This window comes from Streptomyces melanogenes (assembly GCF_014649795.1).
Taxonomy (GTDB): Bacteria; Actinomycetota; Actinomycetes; order Streptomycetales; family Streptomycetaceae; genus Streptomyces; species Streptomyces noboritoensis.
Genome location: NZ_BMTS01000009.1, coordinates 230,226 through 255,400 on the forward strand (window position 1 = coordinate 230,226; position 25,175 = coordinate 255,400).

19 protein-coding genes are annotated in these 25,175 nt (G+C 71.1%); 9 read left to right on the forward strand and 10 right to left on the reverse strand.

Going from position 1 to position 25,175, the window contains the following annotated elements:
- Positions 1 to 16 precede the first annotated feature (16 nt).
- The 4 genes from IE252_RS21135 (at position 17) to IE252_RS21150 (ending at position 5,668) form a co-directional block, all read left to right on the forward strand.
- A complete protein-coding gene (locus IE252_RS21135) occupies positions 17 to 628 on the forward strand; it encodes a TetR/AcrR family transcriptional regulator (protein ID WP_190091119.1) in 612 nt (203 codons plus the stop codon).
- Positions 629 to 708: 80 nt separating this feature from the next.
- Complete coding sequence (locus tag IE252_RS21140; protein ID WP_190091009.1) at positions 709 to 2,115, forward strand: MFS transporter; 1,407 nt, start codon at positions 709 to 711, stop codon at positions 2,113 to 2,115.
- A gap of 283 nt (positions 2,116 to 2,398) precedes the next feature.
- The gene (cimA, locus tag IE252_RS21145; RefSeq protein WP_190091010.1) at positions 2,399 to 4,021 is read left to right on the forward strand and encodes a citramalate synthase; all 1,623 of its coding nucleotides are present in this window, start codon (positions 2,399 to 2,401) and stop codon (positions 4,019 to 4,021) included.
- A 294-nt stretch (positions 4,022 to 4,315) separates the two neighbouring features.
- The gene (locus tag IE252_RS21150; protein WP_190091011.1) at positions 4,316 to 5,668 is read left to right on the forward strand and encodes a hypothetical protein; all 1,353 of its coding nucleotides are present in this window, start codon (positions 4,316 to 4,318) and stop codon (positions 5,666 to 5,668) included.
- 17 nt (positions 5,669 to 5,685) lie between these two features.
- Here the strand turns inward: IE252_RS21150 and IE252_RS21155 are convergent, their stop codons facing one another.
- Together IE252_RS21155 and IE252_RS21160 are read right to left on the reverse strand one after the other, a co-directional pair.
- Positions 5,686 to 6,288 carry a YceI family protein gene (locus IE252_RS21155; RefSeq protein ID WP_190091012.1) on the reverse strand — a complete coding sequence of 201 codons (603 nt, stop codon included), beginning with the start codon at positions 6,286 to 6,288 and terminating at the stop codon, positions 5,686 to 5,688.
- Positions 6,289 to 6,435: 147 nt separating this feature from the next.
- Positions 6,436 to 7,779, reverse strand: coding sequence for a helix-turn-helix domain-containing protein (locus IE252_RS21160; RefSeq protein ID WP_190091013.1), 1,344 nt, complete (start codon positions 7,777 to 7,779; stop codon positions 6,436 to 6,438).
- Positions 7,780 to 7,891: 112 nt separating this feature from the next.
- Between IE252_RS21160 and IE252_RS21165 the strand changes: the two genes are divergently transcribed.
- From IE252_RS21165 to IE252_RS21180, 4 genes are all read left to right on the forward strand, one after another.
- A complete protein-coding gene (locus tag IE252_RS21165) occupies positions 7,892 to 9,244 on the forward strand; it encodes a M64 family metallopeptidase (RefSeq protein ID WP_190091014.1) in 1,353 nt (450 codons plus the stop codon).
- Positions 9,245 to 9,362: 118 nt separating this feature from the next.
- Positions 9,363 to 11,702, forward strand: coding sequence for a polysaccharide lyase 8 family protein (locus IE252_RS21170; RefSeq protein ID WP_373298586.1), 2,340 nt, complete (start codon positions 9,363 to 9,365; stop codon positions 11,700 to 11,702).
- A gap of 154 nt (positions 11,703 to 11,856) precedes the next feature.
- Positions 11,857 to 13,440, forward strand: coding sequence for an acyl-CoA carboxylase subunit beta (locus IE252_RS21175; protein ID WP_190091015.1), 1,584 nt, complete (start codon positions 11,857 to 11,859; stop codon positions 13,438 to 13,440).
- Positions 13,441 to 13,452: 12 nt separating this feature from the next.
- Positions 13,453 to 13,659: an acyl-CoA carboxylase subunit epsilon gene (locus tag IE252_RS21180; protein ID WP_190091016.1), complete on the forward strand. Its 207-nt coding sequence runs from the start codon at positions 13,453 to 13,455 to the stop codon at positions 13,657 to 13,659.
- Positions 13,660 to 13,827: 168 nt separating this feature from the next.
- On the opposite strand, the gene IE252_RS21185 is transcribed toward IE252_RS21180, so the two are convergent.
- The 8 genes from IE252_RS21185 to IE252_RS21220 all read right to left on the reverse strand — a co-directional run bounded on the left by IE252_RS21185 (position 13,828) and on the right by IE252_RS21220 (position 24,330).
- Positions 13,828 to 14,409 carry a GTP-binding protein gene (locus IE252_RS21185; RefSeq protein ID WP_069978110.1) on the reverse strand — a complete coding sequence of 194 codons (582 nt, stop codon included), beginning with the start codon at positions 14,407 to 14,409 and terminating at the stop codon, positions 13,828 to 13,830.
- Positions 14,390 to 14,959: a DUF742 domain-containing protein gene (locus IE252_RS21190; RefSeq protein ID WP_067164656.1), complete on the reverse strand. Its 570-nt coding sequence runs from the start codon at positions 14,957 to 14,959 to the stop codon at positions 14,390 to 14,392. The genes IE252_RS21185 and IE252_RS21190 overlap by 20 nt, the downstream gene beginning before the upstream one ends.
- A 115-nt stretch (positions 14,960 to 15,074) precedes the next feature.
- Entirely contained in the window at positions 15,075 to 15,488 is a 414-nt protein-coding gene (locus tag IE252_RS21195) for a roadblock/LC7 domain-containing protein (RefSeq protein WP_026057603.1), read from the reverse strand.
- Positions 15,489 to 15,498: 10 nt separating this feature from the next.
- A complete protein-coding gene (locus IE252_RS21200; RefSeq protein ID WP_190091017.1) occupies positions 15,499 to 18,852 on the reverse strand; it encodes a sensor histidine kinase in 3,354 nt (1,117 codons plus the stop codon).
- Between the two features lie 340 nt (positions 18,853 to 19,192).
- A complete protein-coding gene (locus IE252_RS21205) occupies positions 19,193 to 19,774 on the reverse strand; it encodes a GTP-binding protein (RefSeq protein WP_190091018.1) in 582 nt (193 codons plus the stop codon).
- On the reverse strand, positions 19,755 to 20,162 hold the full coding sequence (locus IE252_RS21210; protein WP_067164662.1) for a DUF742 domain-containing protein: 408 nt from the start codon (positions 20,160 to 20,162) through the stop codon (positions 19,755 to 19,757). The genes IE252_RS21205 and IE252_RS21210 overlap by 20 nt, the downstream gene beginning before the upstream one ends.
- A gap of 112 nt (positions 20,163 to 20,274) precedes the next feature.
- A complete protein-coding gene (locus tag IE252_RS21215; protein ID WP_067164664.1) occupies positions 20,275 to 20,688 on the reverse strand; it encodes a roadblock/LC7 domain-containing protein in 414 nt (137 codons plus the stop codon).
- A gap of 9 nt (positions 20,689 to 20,697) precedes the next feature.
- The gene (locus IE252_RS21220) at positions 20,698 to 24,330 is read right to left on the reverse strand and encodes a sensor histidine kinase (RefSeq protein WP_190091019.1); all 3,633 of its coding nucleotides are present in this window, start codon (positions 24,328 to 24,330) and stop codon (positions 20,698 to 20,700) included.
- A 584-nt stretch (positions 24,331 to 24,914) separates the two neighbouring features.
- On the opposite strand from IE252_RS21220, the gene IE252_RS21225 reads away from it, so the two are divergent.
- Positions 24,915 to 25,097, forward strand: a complete 183-nt coding sequence (locus IE252_RS21225; RefSeq protein WP_101390311.1) for a hypothetical protein — start codon at positions 24,915 to 24,917, stop codon at positions 25,095 to 25,097.
- The last annotated feature ends 78 nt before the right edge of the window (positions 25,098 to 25,175 follow it).

The window sequence follows — 25,175 nt, forward strand, 5'->3', positions numbered from 1 at the left end:
CCAGGAGGAAGAGGACATGGCCGGTCCGGCCCGCGCGCGCAAGAACGCGCCGCCGCGCGAGGAGGTGCTGGCCGCCGCCATGGCCACCATCGCGGAGCGCGGCCTGGACGGGTTGACCATGGCCGGGCTCGGCCGCGAGGTCGGCATGTCCAGCGGCCACCTCCTCTACTACTTCCGCAGCAAGGACGAGCTGCTCCTGGAGACCCTGGAGTGGAGCGAGGGCCGCCTCGGCGGCGAGCGCCGTGCCCTGCTCTCCGCGCCGGGCACGGTCCGCGAACGCCTGGACGCCTACGTCGACCTGTACGTGCCGGACGGCGCCCGCGACCCGCACTGGATCCTGTGGCTGGAGGTCTGGAACCGCTCGCAGAGCGCTGCCACCGACGCTGCCGCCCGCGCCCGCCAGGCCGCCATCGAGGGCGCCTGGCACCGCGACCTGGTCGCGATCATCGCGGAGGGCGTCTCGCGCGGCGAGTTCCGCCCGGTCGACGCCGACCGCTTCGCGGCCCGGCTGCGCGCGCTGCTCGACGGCTTCAGCGTGCACGTGGCGGTCGGCATACCGGGCACCGGACGGCCCCAAGTGCTCGACCACGTGAGGGAGTTCGTGGACGAGTCGCTGACCGGTCCCTGAACACAACGTACGCAAGTACGCCTTATCGTTGCGTCCGCAAGCCTTGTCGGCCGGATCGAGCTGGGCCACCGTGATCTTCCATGGGACGAGAGCAGTGGAAGAAGATCTGGGTCGGCTCGGCCGGGAACATGGTCGAGTGGTTCGACTGGTTCGTGTACGCCACGTTCGCGGTGTACTTCGCGGACGCGTTCTTCCCGAAGGGGAACGACACCGCGAACCTGATGAACACGATGGGGATCTTCGCCGTCGGCTTCTTCATGCGGCCGGTCGGCGGCTGGCTGCTCGGCCGCATCGGCGACCGGCGCGGCCGCAAGGCGGCGCTGACCCTCACCGTCACCCTGATGTCCGCCTCGGCGATCCTGATCGCGGTGGCGCCGACGTACGGGGTGGCCGGGTACGGCGGAGTGGCGGTCCTGCTGGTCGCCCGACTCCTCCAGGGCCTGTCGGTGGGAGGCGAGTACGCGGCGAGCGCGACCTACTTGACCGAGGCGTCGGACCCCCGCCGCCGCGGCTTCGCCTCCAGCTTCCAGTACGTGTCGATGACCGCGGGCCAGCTCGTCGGCCTCGGCCTCCTGATCGTCATGCAGCACACGATGTCCGAGCATGCGCTGCACAGCTGGGGTTGGCGGATCCCGTTCATCGTGGGCGCGCTCGGCGCGGCGATCGTCTTCTACCTCCGGCGCAACATGCTGGAGACCGAGGTGTACGAGGAGTCCGGCGCGGCGCTCGACGAGGACCGGGGCACGCTGAAGGCGCTGTGGGGCCACCGCAGGGAGGCGTTCCTGGTCATCGCGCTGACGATGGGCGGCACGGTCGCGTACTACACGTACACCACGTATCTGACGAAGTTCCTCTCCAAGAGCGCGGGCATGCCGAAGCCGACGGCGTCGCTGGTGTCGTTCTGCGCGCTGTTCGTCTTCATGTGCCTCCAGCCGCTGGCGGGCATGCTGTCCGACCGGATCGGCCGTCGTCCGCTGCTGATCACGTTCGCGGTCGGCTCGACGTTCCTGACCGTGCCGATCATGACGATGCTCAAGCACGCGGGCACGTTCTGGCCGGCCTTCGGCCTGGCCCTGCTCGCCCTGGTGGTGGTGACGGGCTACACGTCCATCAACGCCTGCGTGAAGGCGGAACTGTTCCCGACGGGCATCCGCGCCCTGGGAGTGGCCCTCCCGTACGCCATCGCCAACGCCCTGTTCGGCGGCACGGCGGAGTACGTGGCGCTCTGGTTCAAGAAGGCGGACATGGAGTCCGGCTTCTACTGGTACGTGGCGGGCTGCGCGGCGGTGTCGCTGGTGGTGTACCTGACGATGAGGGAGACACGAACGATCGACCTGAATCGTGTCTCTGCCCCTGCTGAACTGTTGCCGTCCGCTGTGGGCAGCAGTTCCGCTGGGGCGGAACGGGTGGGCACAGCGGACCACCGGCCCGCACCTGAACGGGGGTCTGGGGCGGAGCCCCAGGGGAACGGGGTGCCCGCATCCTGAGACCCCGGGCCACGCCGTGTTGCCTCTGTGGCAGACTCAGGACCGTGCTCGCTTTCATCATGATTATGGACAGCAGCGCGCCGGTCCGCAGTGACCGCTGAACCCGCGGCAAACCCCCGCGGCAGCGGACATCGTGCCCCAGACCCGCGCGCAGACCCTTCGCACCCGCGAGGGGTTTTTTCGTTTCCCGGCCCACCACGGCCGGACGCGAGCCGCACGCGATGATGGGGGCAAGTGGAGCCAGAGAATCCGGAGCCACTCACCCGACAGGAGTCACACCAGCATGACGGCCAACGAGGCACCTGAAGAGAGCCATCGCGTCGACGACACGTTCCACGTCTTCGACACCACGCTGCGCGACGGCGCCCAGCGCGAGGGCATCAACCTCACCGTCGCGGACAAGCTGACGATCGCCCGGCACCTGGACGACTTCGGGGTGGGGTTCATCGAGGGCGGCTGGCCCGGGGCCAACCCCCGCGACACGGAGTTCTTCGCCCGCGCCAAGCAGGAGATCGACTTCAAGAACGCCCAGCTGGTGGCGTTCGGGGCGACCCGCCGCCCGGGCGGCAGCGCGGCCACGGACCCGCAGGTCAAGGCGCTGCTGGCGTCCGGAGCGCCGGTGATCACGCTGGTCGCCAAGTCCCACGACCGCCATGTCGAGCTCGCCCTGCGCACCACGCTGGACGAGAACGTGGAGATGGTCCGGGACACGGTCTCCTACCTGCGCGAGCAGGGCCGGCGGGTGTTCGTCGACTGCGAGCACTTCTTCGACGGGTACCGGGCCAACCCCGAGTACGCCAAGTCGGTCGTCCGGGCCGCGAGCGACTCCGGCGCCGACGTCGTCATCCTCTGCGACACCAACGGCGGCATGCTGCCCGCCCAGATCCAGGCCGTGGTCTCCACGGTCCTCGCCGACACCGGTGCCCGGCTCGGCATCCACGCCCAGGACGACACGGGCTGCGCCGTCGCCAACACGCTGGCGGCGGTGGACGCGGGCGCGACGCACGTGCAGTGCACGGCCAACGGCTACGGCGAGCGCGTCGGCAACGCGAACCTGTTCCCGGTGGTGGCGGCGCTTGAGCTGAAGTACGGCATGAAGGTCCTGCCCGAGGGCGCGCTGCCTGAGATGACGCGCATCTCGCACGCGATCGCCGAGGTGGTGAACCTGACGCCGTCGACGCACCAGCCGTACGTGGGTGTCTCCGCCTTCGCGCACAAGGCGGGTCTGCACGCCTCGGCGATCAAGGTCGACCCGGACCTCTACCAGCACATCGACCCGGGCCTGGTCGGCAACCGCATCCGGATGCTGGTCTCCGACATGGCGGGCCGCGCCTCCATCGAGCTCAAGGGCAAGGAGCTCGGCGTCGAGCTCGGCGACGACCGCGAGCTGGTCGGCCGGGTCGTGGCCCGGGTCAAGGAGCGCGAGCTCAAGGGCTACACGTACGAGGCGGCGGACGCGTCCTTCGAACTCCTCCTGCGCGCCGAGGCGGAGGGCCGGGCCCGCAAGTACTTCCGCATCGAGTCCTGGCGCGCCATCGTCGAGGACCGCCCCGACGGCACGCACGCCAACGAGGCGACGGTGAAGCTGTGGGCCAAGGGCGAGCGGATCGTGGCGACGGCGGAGGGCAACGGCCCGGTCAACGCGCTCGACCGCGCCCTGCGGGTCGGCCTGGAGCGCATCTACCCCCAGCTGGCCAAGCTGGAACTCGTCGACTACAAGGTCCGCATCCTGGAGGGCCGCCACGGCACGGACTCCACGACGCGGGTCCTGATCACGACGACGGACGGCGCGGGGGAGTGGGCGACGGTCGGCGTCGCGACGAACATCATCGGGGCGTCGTGGGGAGCGCTGGAGGACGCGTACACGTACGGCCTGCTCCGGGCCGGGGTGGAGCCGACGGAGTAGCCGCCGGGGGGGGTGCCCCGGACCCCTTGCGGGGCCTGCGGCCCCTGCACCCCGCTTCGTTCGTCTGCGGGCCGTCTGTGGCTGGTCGCGCAGTTCCCCGCGCTCCTGAGATGCCGCTGCGCGGCAATCCCCCTGGGTGCCCCGAAGGGGCGCATCCAGGGGCGCGGGGAACTGCGCGAGCAACCCAGCACGGTCCGCAGACGAACTGGTCCCCCGGAGGGTTTAGGGAAGGGGCGGGGTGGGGGCTAAAGGGCGTTTGTCCGGTTCGTCGGGGAGTCCGGTAGCGTCGGACGTATGAGGTCCCGCGTTTTGCTCGCACTCTCCGCCGCCGCACTCGCCGCGCTGGCGACCATCGCCCCCGCGGCCGCCGCCCCCGCCGCATCCGGCGTCGCCGAAGTCGCCGCCGCGCTCAAGAAGGCACCGGTCTACGTCGACCCCGGCGCCGCCGGCCAGCTCTCGGCCGCCCAGGCCGACGCGCTGGCCAAGAAGATCAAGGACGCCGACAAGCCGCTCTTCGTCGCCGTGCTGCCCGCGACCGCCGCGTTCCCGAAGGACACCCTCCTGCGGAACCTCCGTACGGACACCGGCGTCACCGGCCTCTACGCCGTCCGCCTCGGCGACGCCTTCAACGCCGGAGCCGACCGCAAGGTCATGTCGCCGCAGGCCGTCGACAACCTGAAGACGGCCGTACGCGCCCCCGGCACCGCCACGGACGCGTCGACCCAGCTCAACGCGTTCGTCGACCAGGCCCTGCCCTCGATGCGCGGCCACGCCCCGGCCTCCTGGGGAGGCGGCTCCAACGACAAGGGTGGCGTTTCCACCACCGCCCTCATCACCACCGGCGCGGTCGTCGTCGCGGGCGGCGCCGGCGCGTACGCCCTGGTCCGGCGCAGCCGCAAGAAGAAGGCCGAGGAGGAGCGGGCCGCGCTCCAGCGGCTCCAGGTGGTCGTCGACGAGGACATCACCGCGTTCGGCGAGGAGCTCGACCGGCTCGACTTCCATCCGGCGGAGGCGGGCGCCGACGACGCCATGCGCGCCGACTACGAGCGCGCGCTCGACTCGTACGAGACCGCGAAGACGCTGATGGCGGCGGCCCGGCACCCCGGTGACGTACGCGGGGTGACCCAGGCCCTGGAGGACGGGCGGTTCTCGCTCGCCGTGCTGGCGGCCCGGCGCGAGCACAAGCCGCTGCCCGAGCGCCGCGCCCCCTGCTTCTTCGACCCGCGCCACGGCCCTTCGGTCGAGGACGCCGACTGGTCCCCGGCGGGCGGCGCCCCGCGCCAGGTCCCGGTCTGCCTCGCGGACGCGACGCGTCTGCGGGACGGCCAGGACCCGCTGGTGCGCGAGGTCGACACCGACGGCGGCCGCCGTCCGTACTACGACGCGGGTCCGGCGTACGGGCCCTGGGCCGGCGGCTACTTCGGCGGCGGCATCCTGCCCGGCCTGCTCATGGGCACGATGCTCGGCTCGATGCTCTCCACCCCCGCCTACGCGGCCGACTACGGCGGCTCCGACTTCGCGGGCCAGAGCTACGACGGCGGTGACGTCTCCGGCTCCGACTTCAACTCGTCCGACTTCGGCGGCGGCTGGGGCGGCGGTGGCGGAGACGGCGGCGGCGGTGGGTTCGACGGGGGCGGCGGCTGGTAGGGGTTGCCCGGCTACCGTTACGCGGCCTTGATCGCCGAGATATCGAAGGTCAGCTTGACCTTGTCGCTGACCACGACACCACCGGTCTCCAGCGCCGCGTTCCAGGTCAGGCCCCAGTCCGAGCGCAGGATGTCGGCGCTGCCCTCGAAGCCCACGCGCTGGTTGCCGTAGGGGTCGGTGGCCGAGCCGTTGAACTCCAGGTCGATGGCGAGCGGCTTGGTGACGTCCTTGATGGTGAGGTCGCCGACGATCCGGAACTTGTCGCCGCCGAGCTGCTGGGCCTCGGTGGAGCGGAAGGTCATCAGCGGGAACTGCTCGGCGTCGAAGAAGTCGCCGCTGCGCAGGTGGTTGTCGCGGTCGCCGATGCCGGTGTCGACGGAGGCGATCTTCACGTCGATGACGGCGGCGGAGGCGGCGGGGTCGGTCCCGTCGAGGGTGAGGGTGCCCTCGTGCTCGGTGAACGAGCCGCGGACGTTGGTGACCATGGCGTGACGCACGGTGAAGCCGATGCTGCTGTGCGCCGGGTCGATGGTGTACGTGCCGGTCAGGGCGGCGAGGGCCGGGTCGACGGGGGCGATGGTCGTGGTCGTGTCGTTGCTCTTGCGGGCGAAGATTCCCATGGCTGCTGCTCCTTCGGGGCGGTCGGTTGAATGTTCAACAAGAGCGACTGTAGACCTATTCCGTTCAAGTTTCAACAAACGAGTTTTCCGGGCGTGGCGAGGCCTGTACGGCTGGGTACAGGGGGCGGAGCCCCCTGCGCGGGCGCCCTAATACCGCGGCGGCACCGGCGCGGGCCCCAGCGTCGTAGTCCCCGGTGCCGCCCGATGCCCCAGCCCCGTCCGGTACGCGTCCAGCGCCGCCTCCGTCCGCCCCGTGCGGCGCAGCAGGTCGCCGAGGAGGCGGCACAGGTCCGCCAGGTCGCCCGTGGCGCCGCTGCGCTCCAGCAGGCCCAGGGCCGTGACGTAGTGCTCCTCCGCCGCCTCCAGGTCGCCGCTCTCCTCGCGGATCAGGCCGAGCAGGCGGTGCGCGCCGCCCGCGTGGACCGCGCCGTGCCGGTCGCCCAGCTCCGGCGCCGGATCGACGAGCGGGGTGAGCAGCGAGGCGGCCTCCGCGTGGCGGCCGAGGCGGCGCAGCACGTCGGCCAGCTCGACCTCGACCTGGCAGGTGAAGAGCGCGGCCCGCTTGGCGGCCAGCATGTCGCGGGCGGTGCGCAACTCCCGCTCGGCGGCGCCCAGGTCGCCGTCCTGGGCGTACACGTACCCCCGCATCCAGTGGCAGTGCGCCAGATCGGTCCGCAGGCGCAGCTGGCGGTAGACCGACTGGGCCTTGGCCAGTGACGCGTCGGCGTCGGCCGTGCGGCCCTCGGCGAGGAAGGTGCGCGCCACCTGCCGGTGCATCCCGGCGACCAGTGCCGGGTCGGAGACCTGCGGCGCGAGCGCCAGCGCGAGCTCCGCGGCGTGCGCGGCGCGCGCCTGGGCGCCCATGTCCAGGTAGGGGCCGATGACCGCCGAGTAGAGCAGGACCAGCGACTCCGGGTCGTTGAGGCCGCTCGTGCCGAGTTCGTCGATGGTCGATTCGAGCAGGTAGCAGGCGTAGCGGAGCTCGCCCGCCAGGACGTGGGCGATCGCCCGGCCCCGGATCGCCCGCGCCCGGCGCGGCAGCGGCTCGCCGACCAGCTGGCGCTCGGACGCCTCGAAGTGCCGTATCGCGTCGGCCAGTTCCCCGGTCTCCAGGGCGCAGTCGCCCAGACCCAGCAGGGCCTCCGCCTGCTCGGGGAGCAGGTCGTGCAGCTCGGCCTCGGTCAGCAGCTGGCGGTAGCGCACGGCCGCCTCGTCCGCGTCGCCGGTCGCGAGCAGCCGCTGGGCGTCGGTGAGTCCCAGCCGCAGCTCGGTCGCCAGGTGCGCGGGACGGCCGGTGGCCAGCTCCTCGTACGTGGTGCCGAGGCGCTCGGCGAGGTGGCGCAGCGCCGCCTCGGAGGGCCTGACCTTGCCGGACTCCAGGGTCGACACATAGGCCGGGGTGTAGGCGGGCTCGGCCAACTGCCGCTGGGTGAGTCCCCGTTCGGCACGCAGTCGCTGCACCCGGCGGCCGATCGCGGCAGGTTCGTCCATCGTGTCTCCCTCGTACCGGGGCATTGCGCATGCCCCGTGCGCCCCCTAACTTAAGCGAGCCATTCAATAGATTTACCCGACTGCTTAACTTCCGTCACTGGGGGAGGAATTCATGCGCTCAGCCTTGCGTCTGCGCAGAACCATAGCGGCGACCGGACTCGCCGCGTCCGTCGTTGCGGCACTCCTGTCCGGGCCCGCCGCGGCCGCGGGCACTCCGGCTCCCCGGCCGCGCGTCGAGGTCGAGATACCCGGGCCCGAAGGGGGAGTTGCCGCCGGATCCGGCCATGTGCGGGTCCCGGCCGCCGGGGTGAGCCGACCCGCCGCCCGGCTCTCCGGGCGGGCCGCCGACGCCGACGGCGACGTCAGCGAGATGGTGGACAACGGGCCCAGCGCCGACCGCCTCGACGTCGTCATCGTCGGCGACGGCTACACCGTCGACCAGTTGGCGAAGTTCCACGCCGACGCCAAGGCGAAGTGGGGCGAGGTGACCGGCGTCGAGCCGTACACCACGTACCAGAACCTGTTCAACGTATGGACCGTCGACGCCGTCTCCGCGCAGTCGGGCGTCTCCGGCGACCCCGCCCAGGGCGAGGTGAGGAACACCGCGCTCGGCTCCTACTTCTGGTGCGACGGCATCGAGCGGCTGCTCTGCGTCGACCAGGACAAGGTCGACTCGTACGTCGCCAAGGCCCCGCAGGCCGACCTGGTGATCGTGCTGGCCAACAGCGCCAAGTACGGCGGCGCCGGGTACAACGAGCCCAGCCAGAAGCTCGGTTACGAGGGGATCTCCACCGCGTCGGCCGACAACGCCAAGTCCGGCCAGGTCGCCATCCACGAGACCGGCCACTCGCTGGGCAAGCTCGCGGACGAGTACTTCTACCCGGGCACGCCCGGCTACGAGCACTACTCGGGGCCCGAGGTCGCCGAGTCCAACATCTCGGTGCTGAGCGCCTCGGAGATGGCCGCGCGGCGCACCAAGTGGTACCGCTGGCTGGGCGAGACCTCGCCCGACGGCGGCACGGTGGGCGCGTACGAAGGCGGCGGCTACTACGTCACCGGGCTGTTCCGCCCCACCGACAACTCGATCATGCGCATCCTCGGCAAGCCCTTCAGCCTGCCCGGGCGCGAGGCGATGATCGCCGGGTTCTACCGGCACGCCTCGATCGCCACGGCCGCCGTGCCCACCGCGCAGACCCTGCGCGCCCACGACCGGGCGCGGGTGACGGTGCCCCGCCTCGCGGGCGCGGACGTCAAGCAGCCGGTGATCCGCTGGTACCTGGACGGCCGTGAGCTCCGCCGCTTCGAGGGACGCACCTGGGTGGGCGTCGCGCAGGCGATCATCTCGCCGTGGGACCGGCAGGCGCACCAGCTGAAGGTGACGGTGACCGACCCGACGACGTCGGTCCGGGATCCGCAGATCGCGGCCGGGCTCACGGACTCGGTCACGTGGAGCGTACGGCGGTAGTGGGCAGCCCTTTTAGCAAGCGCTTTCCCTTCGGCGTGTCCGGGGCATTGAACGCCCCGGGCACGCCGTGCTACACCAGCGGGCAGCGGTCTACACCACTTCCCTCCGGGAGTTCCCCGTGTCCTTGCTGCCCCCGTGGTCCCGTCGCACGTTCCTCACCGTCGTGGGAGCAAGCGCTCTCACCCTGACCGTGACTCCCGAGGCGTCCGCCGCCGACGAGTTCGCCCTGCTGCGCGGGCGCTGGCGCGACCTCTCGCTCGGCACCGGCTACGACCCGGGCGCCGAGCCGTACGCCTCCCGGCTCAAGGAGACCGGCGACCGGGCCCGGACCTTCCGGGCCTCGATGGCCCCGGCCGACCGCTCGCTCTGGCCGGACTGCCCGTTCGACCCGCCCGCCGGGATCACCCAGAGCTACGGCCGGCTGTGGACCATGGCCCAGGCCTTCCTCCAGCCCGCCACCGGCCTCACCGGCGACCCGGGCCTGCTCGCCGACGTCGTCGCCGGTCTCGACCACCTGTCGGCGAAGGTCTACAACCCGTCCACCACGCGCTACGGCAACTGGTGGGAGTGGCAGATCGGCAGCCCCCGGCTGCTGACCGACCTGGTCAACGCGCTCTACGAGCACCTGGACGAGGCCCGGATCCAGGCCGCCTGCGCCGCCGTCGACCACTTCGTCCCCGACTCCGCCCTCGGCGACTACTCGGGCACCTCCACCGGCGCCAACCGCGTCGACCTGTGCCGCTCGGTCGCCGTGCGCGGAGCCGTCGGCCGCGCCCCCGCCAAGCTCGCGCTCGCCCGCGACGCCCTGTCGCCGGTCTTCCCGTACGTCACCAAGGGCGACGGCCTCTACGCCGACGGATCGTTCATCCAGCACACCTCGATCGCCTACTCCGGTACGTACGGACAGGTCATGCTCGACGGGCTCGGGCGGCTCTTCACGCTGCTCGCCGGGACGAGCTGGGCCGTCACCGACCCCAACCGGCGGATCGTCCTGGACAGCGTGGAGCGCGCGTACGCGCCGCTGATCCACAACGGGCTGGTCATGGACAGTGTCAACGGGCGGGCGGTGAGCCGGGGGTATCTGCTCGCGGACGATCTGCACGTGATGCGCAGCGACCACTTCCACGGGCAGGGGATCATCGCCGCGATCGCGGTCCTCGCGGGCGGCGCCTCCGAGGCCGAACGGACCCGCTGGCAGGGCATGATCAAGGGCTGGATCGAGCGGGATCCGACCCATCCGGTCCTGGCCGCCCGCCAGTTCGGGGTCGCGGACCTGGCCCGGCTCCAGGCGGTCGTCGAGTCGCCGGTGCCGGCCGCGCCCGAGCCGGTCGGGCACACCCTGTTCGCCGCCATGGACCGCGTCGTCCACCGCCGCCCCGCCTGGACCGCCGCCCTCGCCATGGCCTCGGAGCGGATCTCGTACTACGAGTGCGGCAACGGCGAGAACCCGCGCGGCTGGCACACCGGCGCCGGAATGCTCTACTGGTGGCCGGGGGAGCGGGGCAACGACCAGTACACGGACTGGTTCTGGCCGACCGTCGACCCGTACCGGCTGCCCGGGACCACCGTGTCCACCAAGCGGCTCGCGGACCGGGCGGGCGGCGAGTGGGGCGCGGCCAGGCCCGCCGTGAAGTGGGTGGGCGGGGCGAACGACGGCGAGTTCGGGGCCGTCGGCCAGCACGTGAAGGGCCTCGGCTCGACCCTCGATGCCCGCAAGTCCTGGTTCTGCACGGCCGGGACCGTCATCTGCCTCGGCGCCGGGATCACCGCGACCGACGGCGTCCGGGTCGAGACGGTCGTCGACAACCGCAACCTGGGCGAGGCCGGGACCGGTGCCTTCACCCTCGACACCGCCACTCGCCCCCGCTGGGCGCACCTGGAGGGCCACGGCGGCTGGGTCTTCCCCGGCGGCACCACCGCCCTGCACACCCTGCGCGAGCCCAGGACCGGGGCCTGGAGCGACATCAACACCACCAGCTCGACCGAGCGCCGCACCCGTACCTACCAGACGCTGTGGCTGGACCACGGCGTCGACCCGGCGGGCGCCTCGTACAGCTACCAGCTGATGCCGGGCGCCTCGCGGCAGACGGTCGCGGCCCGCGCCGCCGACCCGGGCTGGCTGTCGGTGCTCGCCAACACGGCCGCCTGCCAGGCCGTGTCCGTGCCCGCGCTCGACCTGCTGTGCGCCAACTTCTGGCAGGCTGGAAGCGCGGGCCCGCTGGCGGTCTCCGCCCCCGCGAGCGTCCTCGTACGGAGCAAAGGCGCGACGGCCACACTCCGGATCAGCGAGCCGCCGCGCACCGGGCAGCCCTTCGAGGTGACCTGGAACCGTCCCGTACGACGGGTGACCAGTGCCGATCCCACGGTCGAGGTGCTCGCCACCGGCAAGGCGCTGCGGCTGCGGATCAGGCCCGGCACGGCGGGCGCCAACCACCGCTGTGACGTGGCTCTCACCTGATCGGGTTGTTGAACCCCCACAAAGCCGGATGGGCCTGAGCTGGCACTTCGCCTGCATCGCGGGATTGTTCTGTTCAGGGCTACCAGGAAAACGGTCCGGAGACTGTACGGAGTCGACGGCGGGAAATTCTTGGTCGGGTTCGTAGGGTCGATGCATGACCGTTGTGGACGAAACCCCGGGTGAGCCGAGTGACGCGCGTGGCCGCGTGGCCGAGCTGCTGGCCCTGCGCGAGCAGGCCCGGCGCGGGCCGAGCGAGCGCGCGACCGAGGCGCAGCACGCCAAGGGCAAGCTGACCGCGCGCGAGCGGATCGACCTGCTCCTCGACCCGGGTTCGTTCAAGGAGGTCGAGCAGCTCCGGCGGCACCGGGCGACCGGCTTCGGCCTGGAGAACAAGAAGCCGTACACGGACGGTGTCATCACCGGCTGGGGCACGGTCGAGGGCCGTACGGTCTTCGTCTACGCGCACGACTTCCGCATCTTCGGCGGCGCCCTCGGCGAGGCCCACGCCACGAAGATCCACAAGATCATGGACATGGCCATCGCGGCCGGTGCGCCCCTGGTCTCCCTGAACGACGGCGCCGGCGCCCGCATCCAGGAGGGCGTCAGCGCCCTCGCGGGATACGGCGGCATCTTCCAGCGCAACACGCGCGCCTCGGGCGTCATCCCGCAGATCAGCGTGATGCTCGGCCCGTGCGCGGGCGGCGCGGCCTACAGCCCGGCGCTCACCGACTTCGTCTTCATGGTCCGTGAGACCTCGCAGATGTTCATCACCGGCCCGGACGTCGTCCGCGCGGTGACCGGCGAGGAGATCACCCAGAACGGCCTCGGCGGCGCGGACGTGCACGCCGAGACGTCGGGCGTGGCGCACTTCGCGTACGACGACGAGGAGACCTGCCTCGCCGAGGTCCGCTACCTCCTGTCGATGCTCCCGTCCAACAACCGGGAGAACCCGCCGTCGCACCCCAGCGAGGACCCGGCGAACCGGCGCGGCGACGTGCTGCTCGACCTGGTGCCCGCCGACGGCAACCGCCCGTACGACATGCACAAGGTGATCGAGGAGCTCGTCGACGACGGCGACTACCTGGAGATCCACGAGCGCTGGGCCCGCAACATCATCTGCGCCCTGGCCCGGCTCGACGGCCAGGTCGTGGGCATCGTGGCCAACCAGCCGCAGTCGCTCGCGGGCGTCCTGGACATCGAGGCGTCGGAAAAGGCTGCCCGTTTCGTCCAGATGTGCGATGCTTTTAATATTCCGATCGTCACCCTTTTGGACGTGCCCGGCTTCCTGCCCGGTGTCGATCAGGAGCACGGTGGAATCATCCGGCACGGCGCGAAGCTGCTGTACGCGTACTGCAACGCCACCGTGCCCCGGATCTCGCTGATCCTGCGCAAGGCGTACGGCGGGGCGTACATCGTCATGGACTCCCAGTCCATCGGCGCCGACCTCACCTACGCCTGGCCGACCAACGAGATCGCGGTGATGGGCGCCGAAGGTGCCGCCAACGTCATCTTCCGCAAGCAGATCGCGGAGGCCGAGGACCCCGAGGCGATGCGCGTGCGCATGGTCAAGGAGTACAAGGCCGAGCTGATGCACCCGTACTACGCGGCCGAGCGCGGCCTGGTCGACGACGTCATCGACCCCGCCGAGACCCGCGAGGTGCTGATCGCCTCCCTCGCGATGCTGCGCACCAAGCACGCCGACCTGCCGTCCCGCAAGCACGGCAACCCGCCTCAGTAACGAGGAGCTCCGTTGACCACCCCGACCTCTTCCTCTCCTTCCGTCCTCCGCGTCGAGAAGGGCGAAGCCGCGCCCGAGGAGCTGGCGGCCATCACGGCCGTCCTGCTCGCCCGCGCGGCCGCCCAGCCCGCCCCCCAGCCCCACACCCGCGACACGGCGGGCTGGCGCCGCCTGGAGCGCACGCCGGGCTTCCGGGCACCGCACTCCTGGCAGGGCTAGGCCCGCAGAGCCTGCGAGAAGGCCCCGCCGCTCCCGTGTGGAGTGGCGGGGCCTTCTCGCGTTCTCGCGCGTACGGTACGGGTCGCCCAGTGGACGCTCACATGCCGAAGGCCCCGCCACTCCAGGAGGAGCGGCGGGGCCTTCCGCGTCGTACGGGCGGGCGCGGGGCTACCGCAGCCGTGCCATCAGCGCGTGCTCGACCAGGGTGATCAGCGCGCTCTTCGCGTCCGCGCGGTGGCGGGCGTCGGTGGTGATGATCGGGGTGTCGGGGCCGATCTGGAGGGCCTCGCGGACCTCGTCCGGGGTGTACGGCTGGTGGCCGTCGAAGCCGTTGAGGGCGATGACGAACGGCAGGCCGCTGTTCTCGAAGTAGTCGACGGCCGGGAAGCAGTCGGCCAGGCGGCGGGTGTCCACCAGGACCACGGCGCCGATCGCGCCGCGCACCAGGTCGTCCCACATGAACCAGAAACGGTCCTGGCCGGGGGTGCCGAACAGGTACAGGATCAGGTCCTGGTCGAGCGTGATGCGGCCGAAGTCCATCGCGACCGTGGTGGTCGTCTTGTCGCCCGTGTGCGTGAGGTCGTCGATGCCCGCGGAAGCGGACGTCATGACGGCCTCGGTACGCAGGGGGTTGATCTCCGAGACCGCGCCGACGAACGTGGTCTTGCCCACGCCGAAGCCGCCCGCCACCACGATCTTCGCGGAAGTAGTGGAGCGGGCAGCACCGCCGCTAGAGCTTGCGAAGTCCACTGAGCACCCTTTCGAGCAGTGTCACATCTGGCTGGCCGCCGGCGGACTCGTCGCCGCCGGGCTGGTGGATGGCGACAAGTCCGGCCTCCGCCAGGTCGGCGACGAGGATTCGGGCAACGCCGAGGGGGATGGAGAGGAGTGCCGAGATCTCGGCGACCGACTTGATCTCACGGCACAGATGGCAGATCCGCTGGTGCTCGGGCAACTGCCCTTGCAGCCTGGCGGGTTCCGCCGTGGTGTGCACCAGCGCCTCGATGGCGAGCTGGTAGCGCGGCCGGGTGCGGCCGCCGGTCATGGCGTACGGACGCACAAGGGGGTTGTGCGTGCCGCCCGCCGGGGAGGGCTGGGGGGTCTGCCGCGGCTGCACCGGCTCGATGCGGGGCTGCGGCGGCTGGTCGTACGGACCCGGCTGACGGTGGGGCTGCTGGTACGGGTGCTGGCCCTGGCCGCTTCTGCTGGGGGCGGAGGGAAAGTTGAACCGGTTCTGCCCGTGCTCACCCGGAGACTGCTGTCCACCGCTGTATGGGTGTCCGCCTGGGGGTGTTGTCACGTTTCCTCCTCCGACTGCCGGTCGCCCGTTCCTGTGGGACCGCGCCACCGCACTTTATGGCGCGGTGGCGAGAAACGCACTGCCTGTCTGGTAGTTGAGAACGGAAGGTTCACAACTAATTAAGGAGACTGCCCTGGAGTTCCGCGCGCAGATCCGGGGTGAGGACGGTGCCCGCGCGGTCGACAAGGAGAGCCATCTCATAGCCCACGAGACCGATGTCGGCCTCCGGGTGGGCGAGTACGGCCAGCGAGGAGCCGTCCGAGATGGACATGATGAAGAGGAAGCCGCGCTCCATCTCCACGACCGTCTGGTTGACGGCGCCGCCCTCGAAGATCCGGGAGGCTCCCGCGGTCAGGGACGTCAGTCCGGAGGCAACAGCCGCCAGCTGATCGGCCCGGTCCCGGGGGAAGCCTTCGGACATCGCCAGCAGGAGTCCGTCGGCGGAGACCACCACCGTGTGGGACACCCCGGGGGTGTTGTCCACGAAGTTGGTGATCAACCAGTTCAGATTCTGCGCCGCCTGGCTCATCGGGCTCACACTAACGCTCCTGGTTGTAGGTGTTACTTGTGTCCGACCCCGCGCTGCGGCCCTGCTGGACGCCCCGGCGCAGGTTGCTCAACCTGCCGCGGACGTCCTCGGGAGCGCGGGAGACCTGTGGGCCGCCCTGCGGGGTCTGCTCGGCCGCGCCCTCGACCAGATTGGCCTTGGGCACCCGCCGGGGAAGCCCGGAGGGGGTGACCCCGCCGGCCTTCGGCTCACGCAGCTTCTCGGCCCGCGTCCAGCGCTCGTCGTTGGTCGAACGCCAGTCGTCGGTGGGCTCGCCGGTGCCGGCGGCGGCGCCGTTCGAGGCTCCGGTTCCGGTTCCGTTCACGGTTCCGCCAGCGGACCCGTTCACGGTCGCGGAGCCGGTGCCGTTGACGGGCTGCCGCTGCTCGGGCCGCTGCGGTTCGGACTTCTGCTGCGGCTCCTGGGCGGCGGGCTGCCAGTTCTGCTGGCTGCTGCCGCGCCTCGGCAGACCGGCGCCGGTCAGCTGGTGGGAGGAGGCCGGGGTGGGGCCCGGACGGTCGAAGCCTACGCGCTCGCGGCCGCCCTCGGGAACGTCCGGAGCGGATTCCGCTTCCTTGTTCGCCTGCGGGTAGTCGGTCGCGTAGGAGTCCTGGTACGCGGCGTTCTGCTGCCACTCGCCCTGGTGGGACGGGTCGCCGTAACCGCCGTCGTACTGCGGGCCGTCGGCCGCGGGCGCCTGGTAGGCGGTCTCCGCGTAGCCCTGGTCCGGGTAGCCGTTCTGCTGCTGGCCCTGCTGCTGTCCGTAGGACTCCTGCGGGTACGCGTCCGGGTAGTCCTGCGCGTACTGCTGCTGCCCGTCGAACTGGTTGTCGTACGCGCCCTGCGGGGTGTTGTACGACTCGTCGAAGCCGCCCTCGTAGGACTGCTGCTGGCCGTACTGCTCGTCGTACGCGCCGCCCTGCTGCACACCGTCGACCTCGTCGCGGTAGAGCGGGCGGTCGCCGCCCTGCGCCTGGGCCTCCAGGGCCGCGCGGCGCTCCTCGCGCATCAGCGAGCGGTTGACCGGGTCGAGCTGGAGGGCCTCGCCCTGCTCGCCCGTCTCGTAGCGGGAGTCGTCGAAGCCGAGCTCGGCGGCGGTGCGCATGGCCGGGGCGGCCGGGGCCTCGAAGCCCTGCTGCTCGGGGATGATCTGCGAGACCGTGAAGTCGTCGCCGGGCAGCGGCTCGCCACCGCCACCGTGGGTGATCGCGTCCGGGAGCATGACCAGCGAGGTGGTGCCCGCCTGCTCGCCGGAGGGGCGCAGCTGGACGCGGATGCCGTGCCGGTCGGACAGCCGGCCGACCACGAACAGGCCCATGCGCTGCGAGACGGCGGCGTCCACGGTCGGCGGGTTCGCCAGCTTGTGGTTGATGTCCGCGAAGTCCTCGGCGGTGAGGCCGATGCCCTTGTCGTGGATCTCGATCATGACGCGACCGTCCGGGAGGCGGGTGGCCGTCACACGAACCTTGGTCTGCGGGGAGGAGAACGTCGTGGCGTTCTCCAGGAGCTCGGCGAGCAGGTGCACGAGGTCGGTCACGGCCTGGCCGTGGATCTCGCTCTCCGGCACCCCGGTCAGCTCGATGCGCTCGTACGACTCCACCTCGGAGGAGGCCGCGCGCAGCACGTCGACCAGCGGGACCGGCTGGTTCCAGCGGCGGCCCGGCTCCTCGCCGGCGAGGACCAGGAGGTTCTCGCCGTTGCGGCGCATACGGGTCGCGAGGTGGTCCAGCTTGAAGAGGCTCTCCAGCTGGTCCGGGTCGGCCTCGTTGTTCTCCAGGTCGGTGATGAGGGTCAGCTGGCCCTCGATCAGGGACTGGTTGCGGCGCGACAGGTTGGTGAAGATCGCGTTGACGTTGCCCCGCAGCAGCGCCTGCTCGGCGGCGAGCCGGACGGCCTCGCGGTGGACCTGGTCGAAGGCGCGGGCGACTTCGCCGATCTCGTCCGTGGAGGTGATCGGGATGGGCTCGACGCGGGTGTCGACCCGGCCGGGCTCGGTGCGCGAGAGCTGGTCGACGAGCATCGGCAGTCGCGTTTCGGCCACCTCGAAGGCGGCGGAGCGCAGTCGGCGCATCGAGCGGCTCATCTGGCGGGCCACCATGCCGGCCAGGATGAAGGCGGCGAGCAGCGAGACCACGACGATGGCGCCGTTGAGGTACGCGGAGGTCTTGGCGTCGTCGGCGATCTGGCCGGCCTCGGTCACGGCCTTGGTGACCAGGTCCTGCTCGATCTCGGTGTAGCCGTCGAACTTGGCGGTGGAGGCGGCCATCCAGGCGTCGGGCGTGATGCCCTGGGCCTTGAGCTGCTTGGCGCTCTGACCCTCGCCGATCGCGGCGGCCATGCTGTTGAACGGCGAGCCGTCGCGGGCCGGGGCGGCACCGATGCGCGGGCCGTCGTCGGCCTGCTGGCGCACCGCCGGAAGGTCCTTGGCGGCCTGGGCGGCCTTGGCCTCCATGACCTGCTTCAGATGGGCGCTGTCCGCGTCCGTACCACCGGCGTCGAACTCGCCGAGGGCGATGAACTCCAGGTAGTTGTACGAGTTGAACGCCTTGACCTGCATCTGGAAGGTCTTGGGGTCCTCGCTCGGGCGCATGATGAGGTGCAGACCGATGGACCGCTGGAGCGACTCCGCGGCCTTGGCGAGGTCGACCGCGTACACCATGCGGCCGTAGCTGGTGATGTTGCCGGTGCCCAGGCCGAGCTCGTTGGAGAACGTGCTCAGGTAGTGGGGGATGGCGGTGTAGCCCTCTTCGGTGAGGACCGGGTTCTTCGCCTCGACGCCCTTGGCGTAGGCGGTCTTGCGCAGCTGGTCGAGGTTCTTCTCGACCTCGCGGACCTTGGTCAGACGGCGCTGCAGGCTCGCCGTGTCCGGCATGCCCTTGACCTCGTCGTCGAACTTGGCGCGGGCCGCGTCCGTGACGGCGTACGCCTTGGCGATGACCTCGTCGTCGCGCTTGTTCTGCAGCAGGGGGCGAGCGGTGAGGTCACGCTCGTTGAGCAGGGCCTGGCCGTACTCCGAGGCGGCGCGCACGATGTTCGCCGTCTTCTCGGCGTCACGGGCGTCGCGCCAGGTGGATATGGAGTTCTTGACCTCGAAGCCGCCCATGACGAGGCCGACGAGGACGGGGATGAGGAGGATGGCGTTCAGACGGGTGGCCACCCGCCAGTTGCGCGGCGAGAACTTGCTGCGGCTGCCGGAGTCGGGGCTCGCGAGCGGACCCGTGCCCTTGCCCGCGCCCTTGCCCCCGGAGGGGGTCGGCAGCTCGTCCGGCGTCGCCGCACTGCGCTGCGGCGGGGTGAAGTTGCCCCGCGCCTGCTGCGTCGCGGAGCTCGTCGTGCTTCGCCTCACTCGACCAACAACCTCTCGGCGCCGGCACCTCTCGTGGTGTGCCTTTAAATGTTCTGAGCCGTACTACTCGGGAGTTCGTCGAATTCCAGCACGCCAGGGGGGTCCGTTCCAAACAGCTGGAATGAGGGGTTCCGAGTGGCACACGCCTCAGATAAAACGGGCATAAAGAGCGAGCCCCGTCAAAAGACGGGGCCGATGTGAGCGCAGTGACACCATGTGAACGCGGCGGGTGTCCGTGACGAGGGAATTCTCTGTCGAAACGTTATGAACACAGGGGCGGATCGTGTCAAAGGACACAGTCCGCCCCCGTTCGTCTACGACAACTGCCGTATGGACCCGACTACTTGAGTCGTGCCATCAGTGCGTGTTCCACCAGCGTGATCAGCGCGCTCTTCGCATCGCCGCGGTGGCGGGCGTCGGTGGTGATGATCGGGGTGTCGGGGCCGATCTGGAGCGCCTCGCGGACCTCGTCCGGGGTGTACGGCTGGTGGCCGTCGAAGCCGTTCAGCGCGATGACGAACGGCAGCCCGCTGTTCTCGAAGTAGTCGACCGCGGGGAAGCAGTCGGCCAGGCGGCGGGTGTCCACCAGGACCACGGCGCCGATCGCGCCGCGCACCAGGTCGTCCCACATGAACCAGAAGCGGTCCTGACCCGGCGTACCGAAGAGGTACAGGATCAGGTCCTGGTCCAGGGTGATGCGGCCGAAGTCCATGGCCACCGTGGTGGTGGTCTTGTCCCCGGTGTGGGTGAGGTCGTCGATGCCCGCCGACGCGGACGTCATCACGGCCTCGGTGCGCAGCGGGTTGATCTCCGAGACGGCGCCCACGAACGTGGTCTTGCCCACGCCGAAGCCGCCCGCCACCACGATCTTCGCGGAGGTGGTAGACCGTCCCGCTCCGCCGCTAGAGCTTGCGAAGTCCACTGAGCACCCTTTCGAGCAGCGTCACATCCGGCGTGCCGCCGGCCTCTCCATTGCCCGGCTGGTGGATGGCCACCATGCCGGCCTCCGCCAGGTCGGCGACAAGAATCCGGGCCACGCCGAGCGGCATCTGCAGCAGCGCCGAGACCTCCGCCACCGACTTCACCTCGCGGCACAGGTGGCAGATCCGCTGGTGCTCCGGGAGCAGCGTGGCCAGGTGTGCCGGGTCCGCGGTCGTGCTGACCAGGGCCTCGATGGCGAGCTGGTAGCGCGGCCGGGTCCGGCCGCCCGTCATGGCGTACGGGCGGACCAGCGGCTGGTCGCCTTCACTGTCGTAGTGCGCGTCGTGCAGAGCGCCGTACGAATCGTGTGAGGCGGGTGGCGGGGTCATGGATCCTCCGGGCGGGACAGCAGGGACAGCGAGTGTCTTCGAGCCGTCGGATGTGGCCGGTGGGGGGCGGGGTGCGGCCGGACGGTGGGTTCTGACTGAGGAGTGGGGTGCCTCAGTGGAGCAGGCTCCCCTGGAGCTCAGCTCGCAGATCCGGGGTGAGGACGGAGCCCGCGCGGTCGACCAGGAGGGCCATCTCGTAACCGACCAGGCCGATGTCGCACTCGGGGTGGGCGAGCACGGCCAGCGAGGAGCCGTCGGAGACGGACATGAGGAAGAGGAAGCCGCGCTCCATCTCCACCACGGTCTGGGCGACGGTCCCGCCCTCGAAGATCCGGGACGCACCCGCGGTCAGCGAGGTGAGACCGGACGCCACGGCCGCGAGCTGGTCGGCCCGGTCCCGCGGAAAACCTTCTGACATGGCAAGCAGGAGTCCGTCGGCAGAGACCACCACTGTGTGGGACACCCCGGGGGTGTTGTCCACGAAGTTGGTGATCAACCAGTTCAGATTCTGCGCCGCCTGGCTCATCTGACTCAACTATCGCTCCTGCTGGTGAGTGGGGTCCATCGAGAAACTGCCGGTCGACGGGCCGTTTCCGGCCTGCCGCCCCTGCTGGATACCCCGGCGGAGATTGGTCAGGCGGCCGCGCACGTCGTCGGGCGCACGCGAGACCTGGGGGCCTGCCTGGTTCTGCTGCTGCTGTGCGGTGCCCGCGACCAGATTGGCACGCGGGACCCGCTTGGGCAGACCGGAAGTGGTGACACCGCCGGCGGCGGGCTTGCGGGCCCGCTCGGCCTGGCGGACGAGTTCGTCGTTGGGCGAGGGGCGCCACGAGCCGTTGCCCGGTGCGGCGTTGCCGGCCGCGCCGTTGGCGTCGCGCTGGACGGGCGCCGGGCGGCGCTCGGCCGGCGGCTGCTGCGCCGCGGCCGGGGGCTGCGCCGGACGGATCCCCTGCTGGGGTCCGCCCTGGCCGCCCTGACCCTGGTTGCCCTGGCCCTGGACGCCCGGTGCGGGCTGTCCCGGCTGCTGGCCGTTCTGACCGCCCTGCCCGTGGAACCAGTTGGTCTCCAGGGTGTCGTACAGCGGCGTACGGCCGTCACCGGCGTTCGGGGCCGGCGGCAGCGCCTCGGGCTGCGGCTGCTGCGGCAGGCTCCCGGCGGCCGGACGCGGCTGCTGGTTCTGCCGGGGCTGCGGCGCCTGGTACTGCGGCTGCTGCGGCTGCTGCGGGGCACGCGGCGCGTCGAACTCCGGCCGGGCGTACTGACCGGTGTTCTGGTCCGCGTCCTGGCCGGTCCGGCCGTACGCGCCGGGGCGCTCGAACTGGCCGTTCGCCTGCGGCGACAGCGGCGCGGCGTTCTGGCCGCCCTGCGGCGCGCCGAAGACGTCCGGGCGCACGAACTGGCCGGTGGACGAGGGGTCCTGGCTGCCGGGCGGCGGCCCGTCGAAGTCCGGGCGGGCGAACTCGGCCGTGGAGCCGGGGCCCTGCCGGTCGTCGAGCTGCGGCCGGGGGTACTGCCCGGTGTGCTGCTCGACTTCCTCGTGGCCGCGCGGGCCGTCCTGGGAGGCCTGCTCGTTGCCCCAGCTCGCGGCCTGCGGGCGCTGCGGGGCGCCGCCGGGCAGCTCGGCGCGCGGGGCGCCGGGCGGCGGGGTCAGCGGGCGGTCGCCGCGGCGCGGGGCCGGGGGCTGCTGGGCCGGGGTGCCGGTGCCGAAGGCGCCGCCCTGGCCGAAGCCGCCCTGGTTCTGGCCGCCCTGCGGCGGCTGCTGGCCGCCGTTGCGCGGAGGCAGCGCGGCACGCGGACCGGCACCGCCGGCCACCGCGCCGCGCGGGGCGCCCGCGCCGAGCCGTCCGTTGCCACCGCTGCCGCCGGCCGGGCCGCTGCCGAGCGCACCGGCGAGACCGGCGCGGGCACCGGGGCCCGGGGTCACGCCGGGACGGCCGCCGCCGGGGCCCGCCGGGCCCTGGCCCTGGGGACCGCCGGGCTTGCCGGGGGCCTTCTTGCCGCCCTGGGCGACGTCGACGGGCAGCATGACGAGCGCCGTCGTACCGCCGGAGTCGGAGGGGCGCAGCTGGATGCGGATGCCGTGTCGCAGGGACAGGCGGCCGACCACGAACAGACCCATGCGGCGCGAGACCGAGACGTCCACGGTGGGCGGCGACGCGAGCCGCTCGTTGATCGCGGCGAGGTCCTCGGGGGAGAGGCCGATGCCGGTGTCGTGGATCTCGACCAGGACGCGGCCGTCGGGCAGCGCGTGACCGGTGACGCGGACCTTGGTCTGCGGCGAGGAGAACGAGGTGGCGTTCTCCAGCAGCTCGGCGAGCAGGTGCACGAGGTCGTTGACCACGCGGCCGGCGACATCGGTGGCGGGCACGGCCGCCAGCTCGATGCGCTCGTACTGCTCCACCTCGGAGGCGGCGGCGCGGAGCACGTCGACCAGCGGGACCGGGCGGGTCCAGCGGCGACCGGGCTCTTCACCGGCGAGGACGAGGAGGTTCTCGCCGTTCCGGCGCATACGGGTCGCGAGGTGGTCGAGCTTGAAGAGCGAGGAGAGCTGGTCCGGGTCGGCCTCGCGGGACTCCAGTTCGGAGATGAGCGAGAGCTGACGCTGGATGAGGCCCTGCGAGCGGCGCGAGAGGTTGGTGAACATCGCGTTGACGTTGCCTCGCAGCAGCGCCTGCTCGGCGGCGAGACGCACGGCCTCGCGGTGCACGTCGTCGAAGGCCGCGGCCACCTGGCCGATCTCGTCGCGCGAGTGCACGCCGACCGACTCCACGGACGTGTCGACGTCCTGCGGGTCGGACTCGGAGAGCTGCTTGACGAGCTCGGGCAGGCGGTCCTGGGCGACCCGGGTGGCGGTGTCCTGGAGGCGCCGCAGCGAGCGGATCATGGACCGGGCCACGACGAACGCGCCGACCAGCGAGACGCCGAGGACGATGAGGATCAGGGCACCGTTGAGGATCGCGTCCCGCTGCGACTGGTCGCGCAGCTCGCGGGCCTTCTGCTCCATCTCGCCGAGCAGGGTCTGCTCGATCGTCTTCATCTGGTTGATCTTGTTGGAGTCCTGGTCGTACCAGTCGAGGTACGAGCGCTTGGTCTCCGTGGCGAGGCCGCCCTTGAGGACGCGCTGGGAGTACGCGTTGGCCGCGGTGATCTCCGAGTTGCCCTTGTCGAGCGGGGCCATCAGCTCTTCGGGGTTGCCGTGGTTGCTCTCGTAGACGATCGAGAACGACGACAGCTCCTGGCGCTCGCCGTCCGCCGCGGACTTGGCGTAGAGGCGGTCGGACTCGGCGAGCGTGCCGCTCTTGTCCTTGGTCGCGGGGAGCGCGGCGGCGATGATCGCGCGCTGGATGGAGGCGTACTCCTTGGCGGAGGAGAACGCGGCCAGCGCACGGGTGCGCTTGATCATCTCCGGGTTGGAGGTGGCCTGCGCCATGTCCTGGGAGAGGCTGAGGAGGCCGCGGATGAGGCGGCTGTAGCCCTCGACGGTCTGGGAGTCCGAGACGTCGCCGTGGTAGGCGCTCTTGCGGATGTTGTCGAGGTCCTGGAGCTGGATCGCGATGGCCGTGACGTTACGGCGGATCGACTCCAGGGCGTCGTCGTTGTCCGGGTTGTCGACGTCCTGGGTGGCCGTCATGAACGACTGCTTGACCCGGTCGGTGGTGCCCCGGGCCGTCTGGACCATGTCCGCGCCGGTGTCGGTGGCCAGCGGGCCCGCCGACTTGTCGCGCTCCTCCTGGAGCGCGGCGGCCAGCTCGGTGGCCTGCTTGGTCATGTCGGTGAGCAGCTGCATGTGGTCGAGCTGCTTCATGTCGTTCATCGACTGGTTGATGCGCAGCCCGCCGAGGGTGGTCGCGGCGACCACGGGGAGGGTGAGGAGCGCGACCAGGCGGGTGGAGATGCGCCAGTTGCGCAGGGCTATTCGCGACCCGGTGTCCACGGCGGGCTTCGGCTTCGGCGCGGCCGACGGCTTCTCACCGCCCGCGGCGGAGCGTCCGGTCGGGCCGGAGGGGCCGCCGGTGTCGTCGCCGCCCGGTGAAGGAGCGGACGGGTTCTGGGTGGCCCGGGGGTTCTGGGCGTGCTGGGGCGAGGAACTGACTGATGTGGGGCCAGTCCCGCCGTGCGGCTCCTGCTCCGCCGCAGCGCTGCCATCCCTCTTGAAACGTCCCTGCACTAGCGTCGCAACCTCTGGACCAGGCGTCCCCCCGCTCTGAACGGAAGGGACGGTGTCGGCGTCGTGGGGCAAGTGTGCGCCCCATGTGTTGGTCGTGAGTGACCGGCGCTTGTTGGTCTCCCCCTCCCCGCCGCCACTCGGCGCTGCGTTGCGCCCTTGCGCGCCGGTCAGTGACCCGCGGCGGTGCGTGGAATTCCAGCACAGTGCCGGATCTCCAACAAGGCCCGCGTACCGGGCTGTGACCTGAGTGACACATTGTGATGGGCGGGTCACGAGCCGTAGAAACCATGCACGGATGAATCGGACTTTTACCCACGAGTCGCTTACGTGGGAGGAGTGACCCAGTCGCCATGATCAAGAGCGGAATGGAGGGTTCAGTGGTGCAATGTCCGTTTCGATGGCCGGAATTGACGGGGCGTAATGCCCGAATTGTTTACCAACTCGTGAGCAAACTCACATGATGATCGTCGCCTCTACGGCCGTTTGCCGGGAATTCGAATGTTTAGCCTGACGCTTTACAGGGATGGCCAATCCGACAACCGGCGCCGCCGCGCGCCCCGCAACCGACAGGGTTCGAACGGCAGATGAAGACGACGATGATGATCCGCACCATAGCCAACCCCCGCCGCACCACCCTCGCGCACCTCGCGGACGCCGAGGAGATGCAGACGGAGCTCCTGCCCGAGCACTCGGTGGACCTGCCCACCCAGACGGCCAACCCGCGCCGCACCGTCCTGATGGACGCACCGGTCGCCGCCGCCCAGTAGATAGCGCGGGTCGCCCCCTCACCCGCGTTAGCCTGGAGCGTCAGTCTCCAGCCAGCGACCAAGTGAGGGGCGACAGCA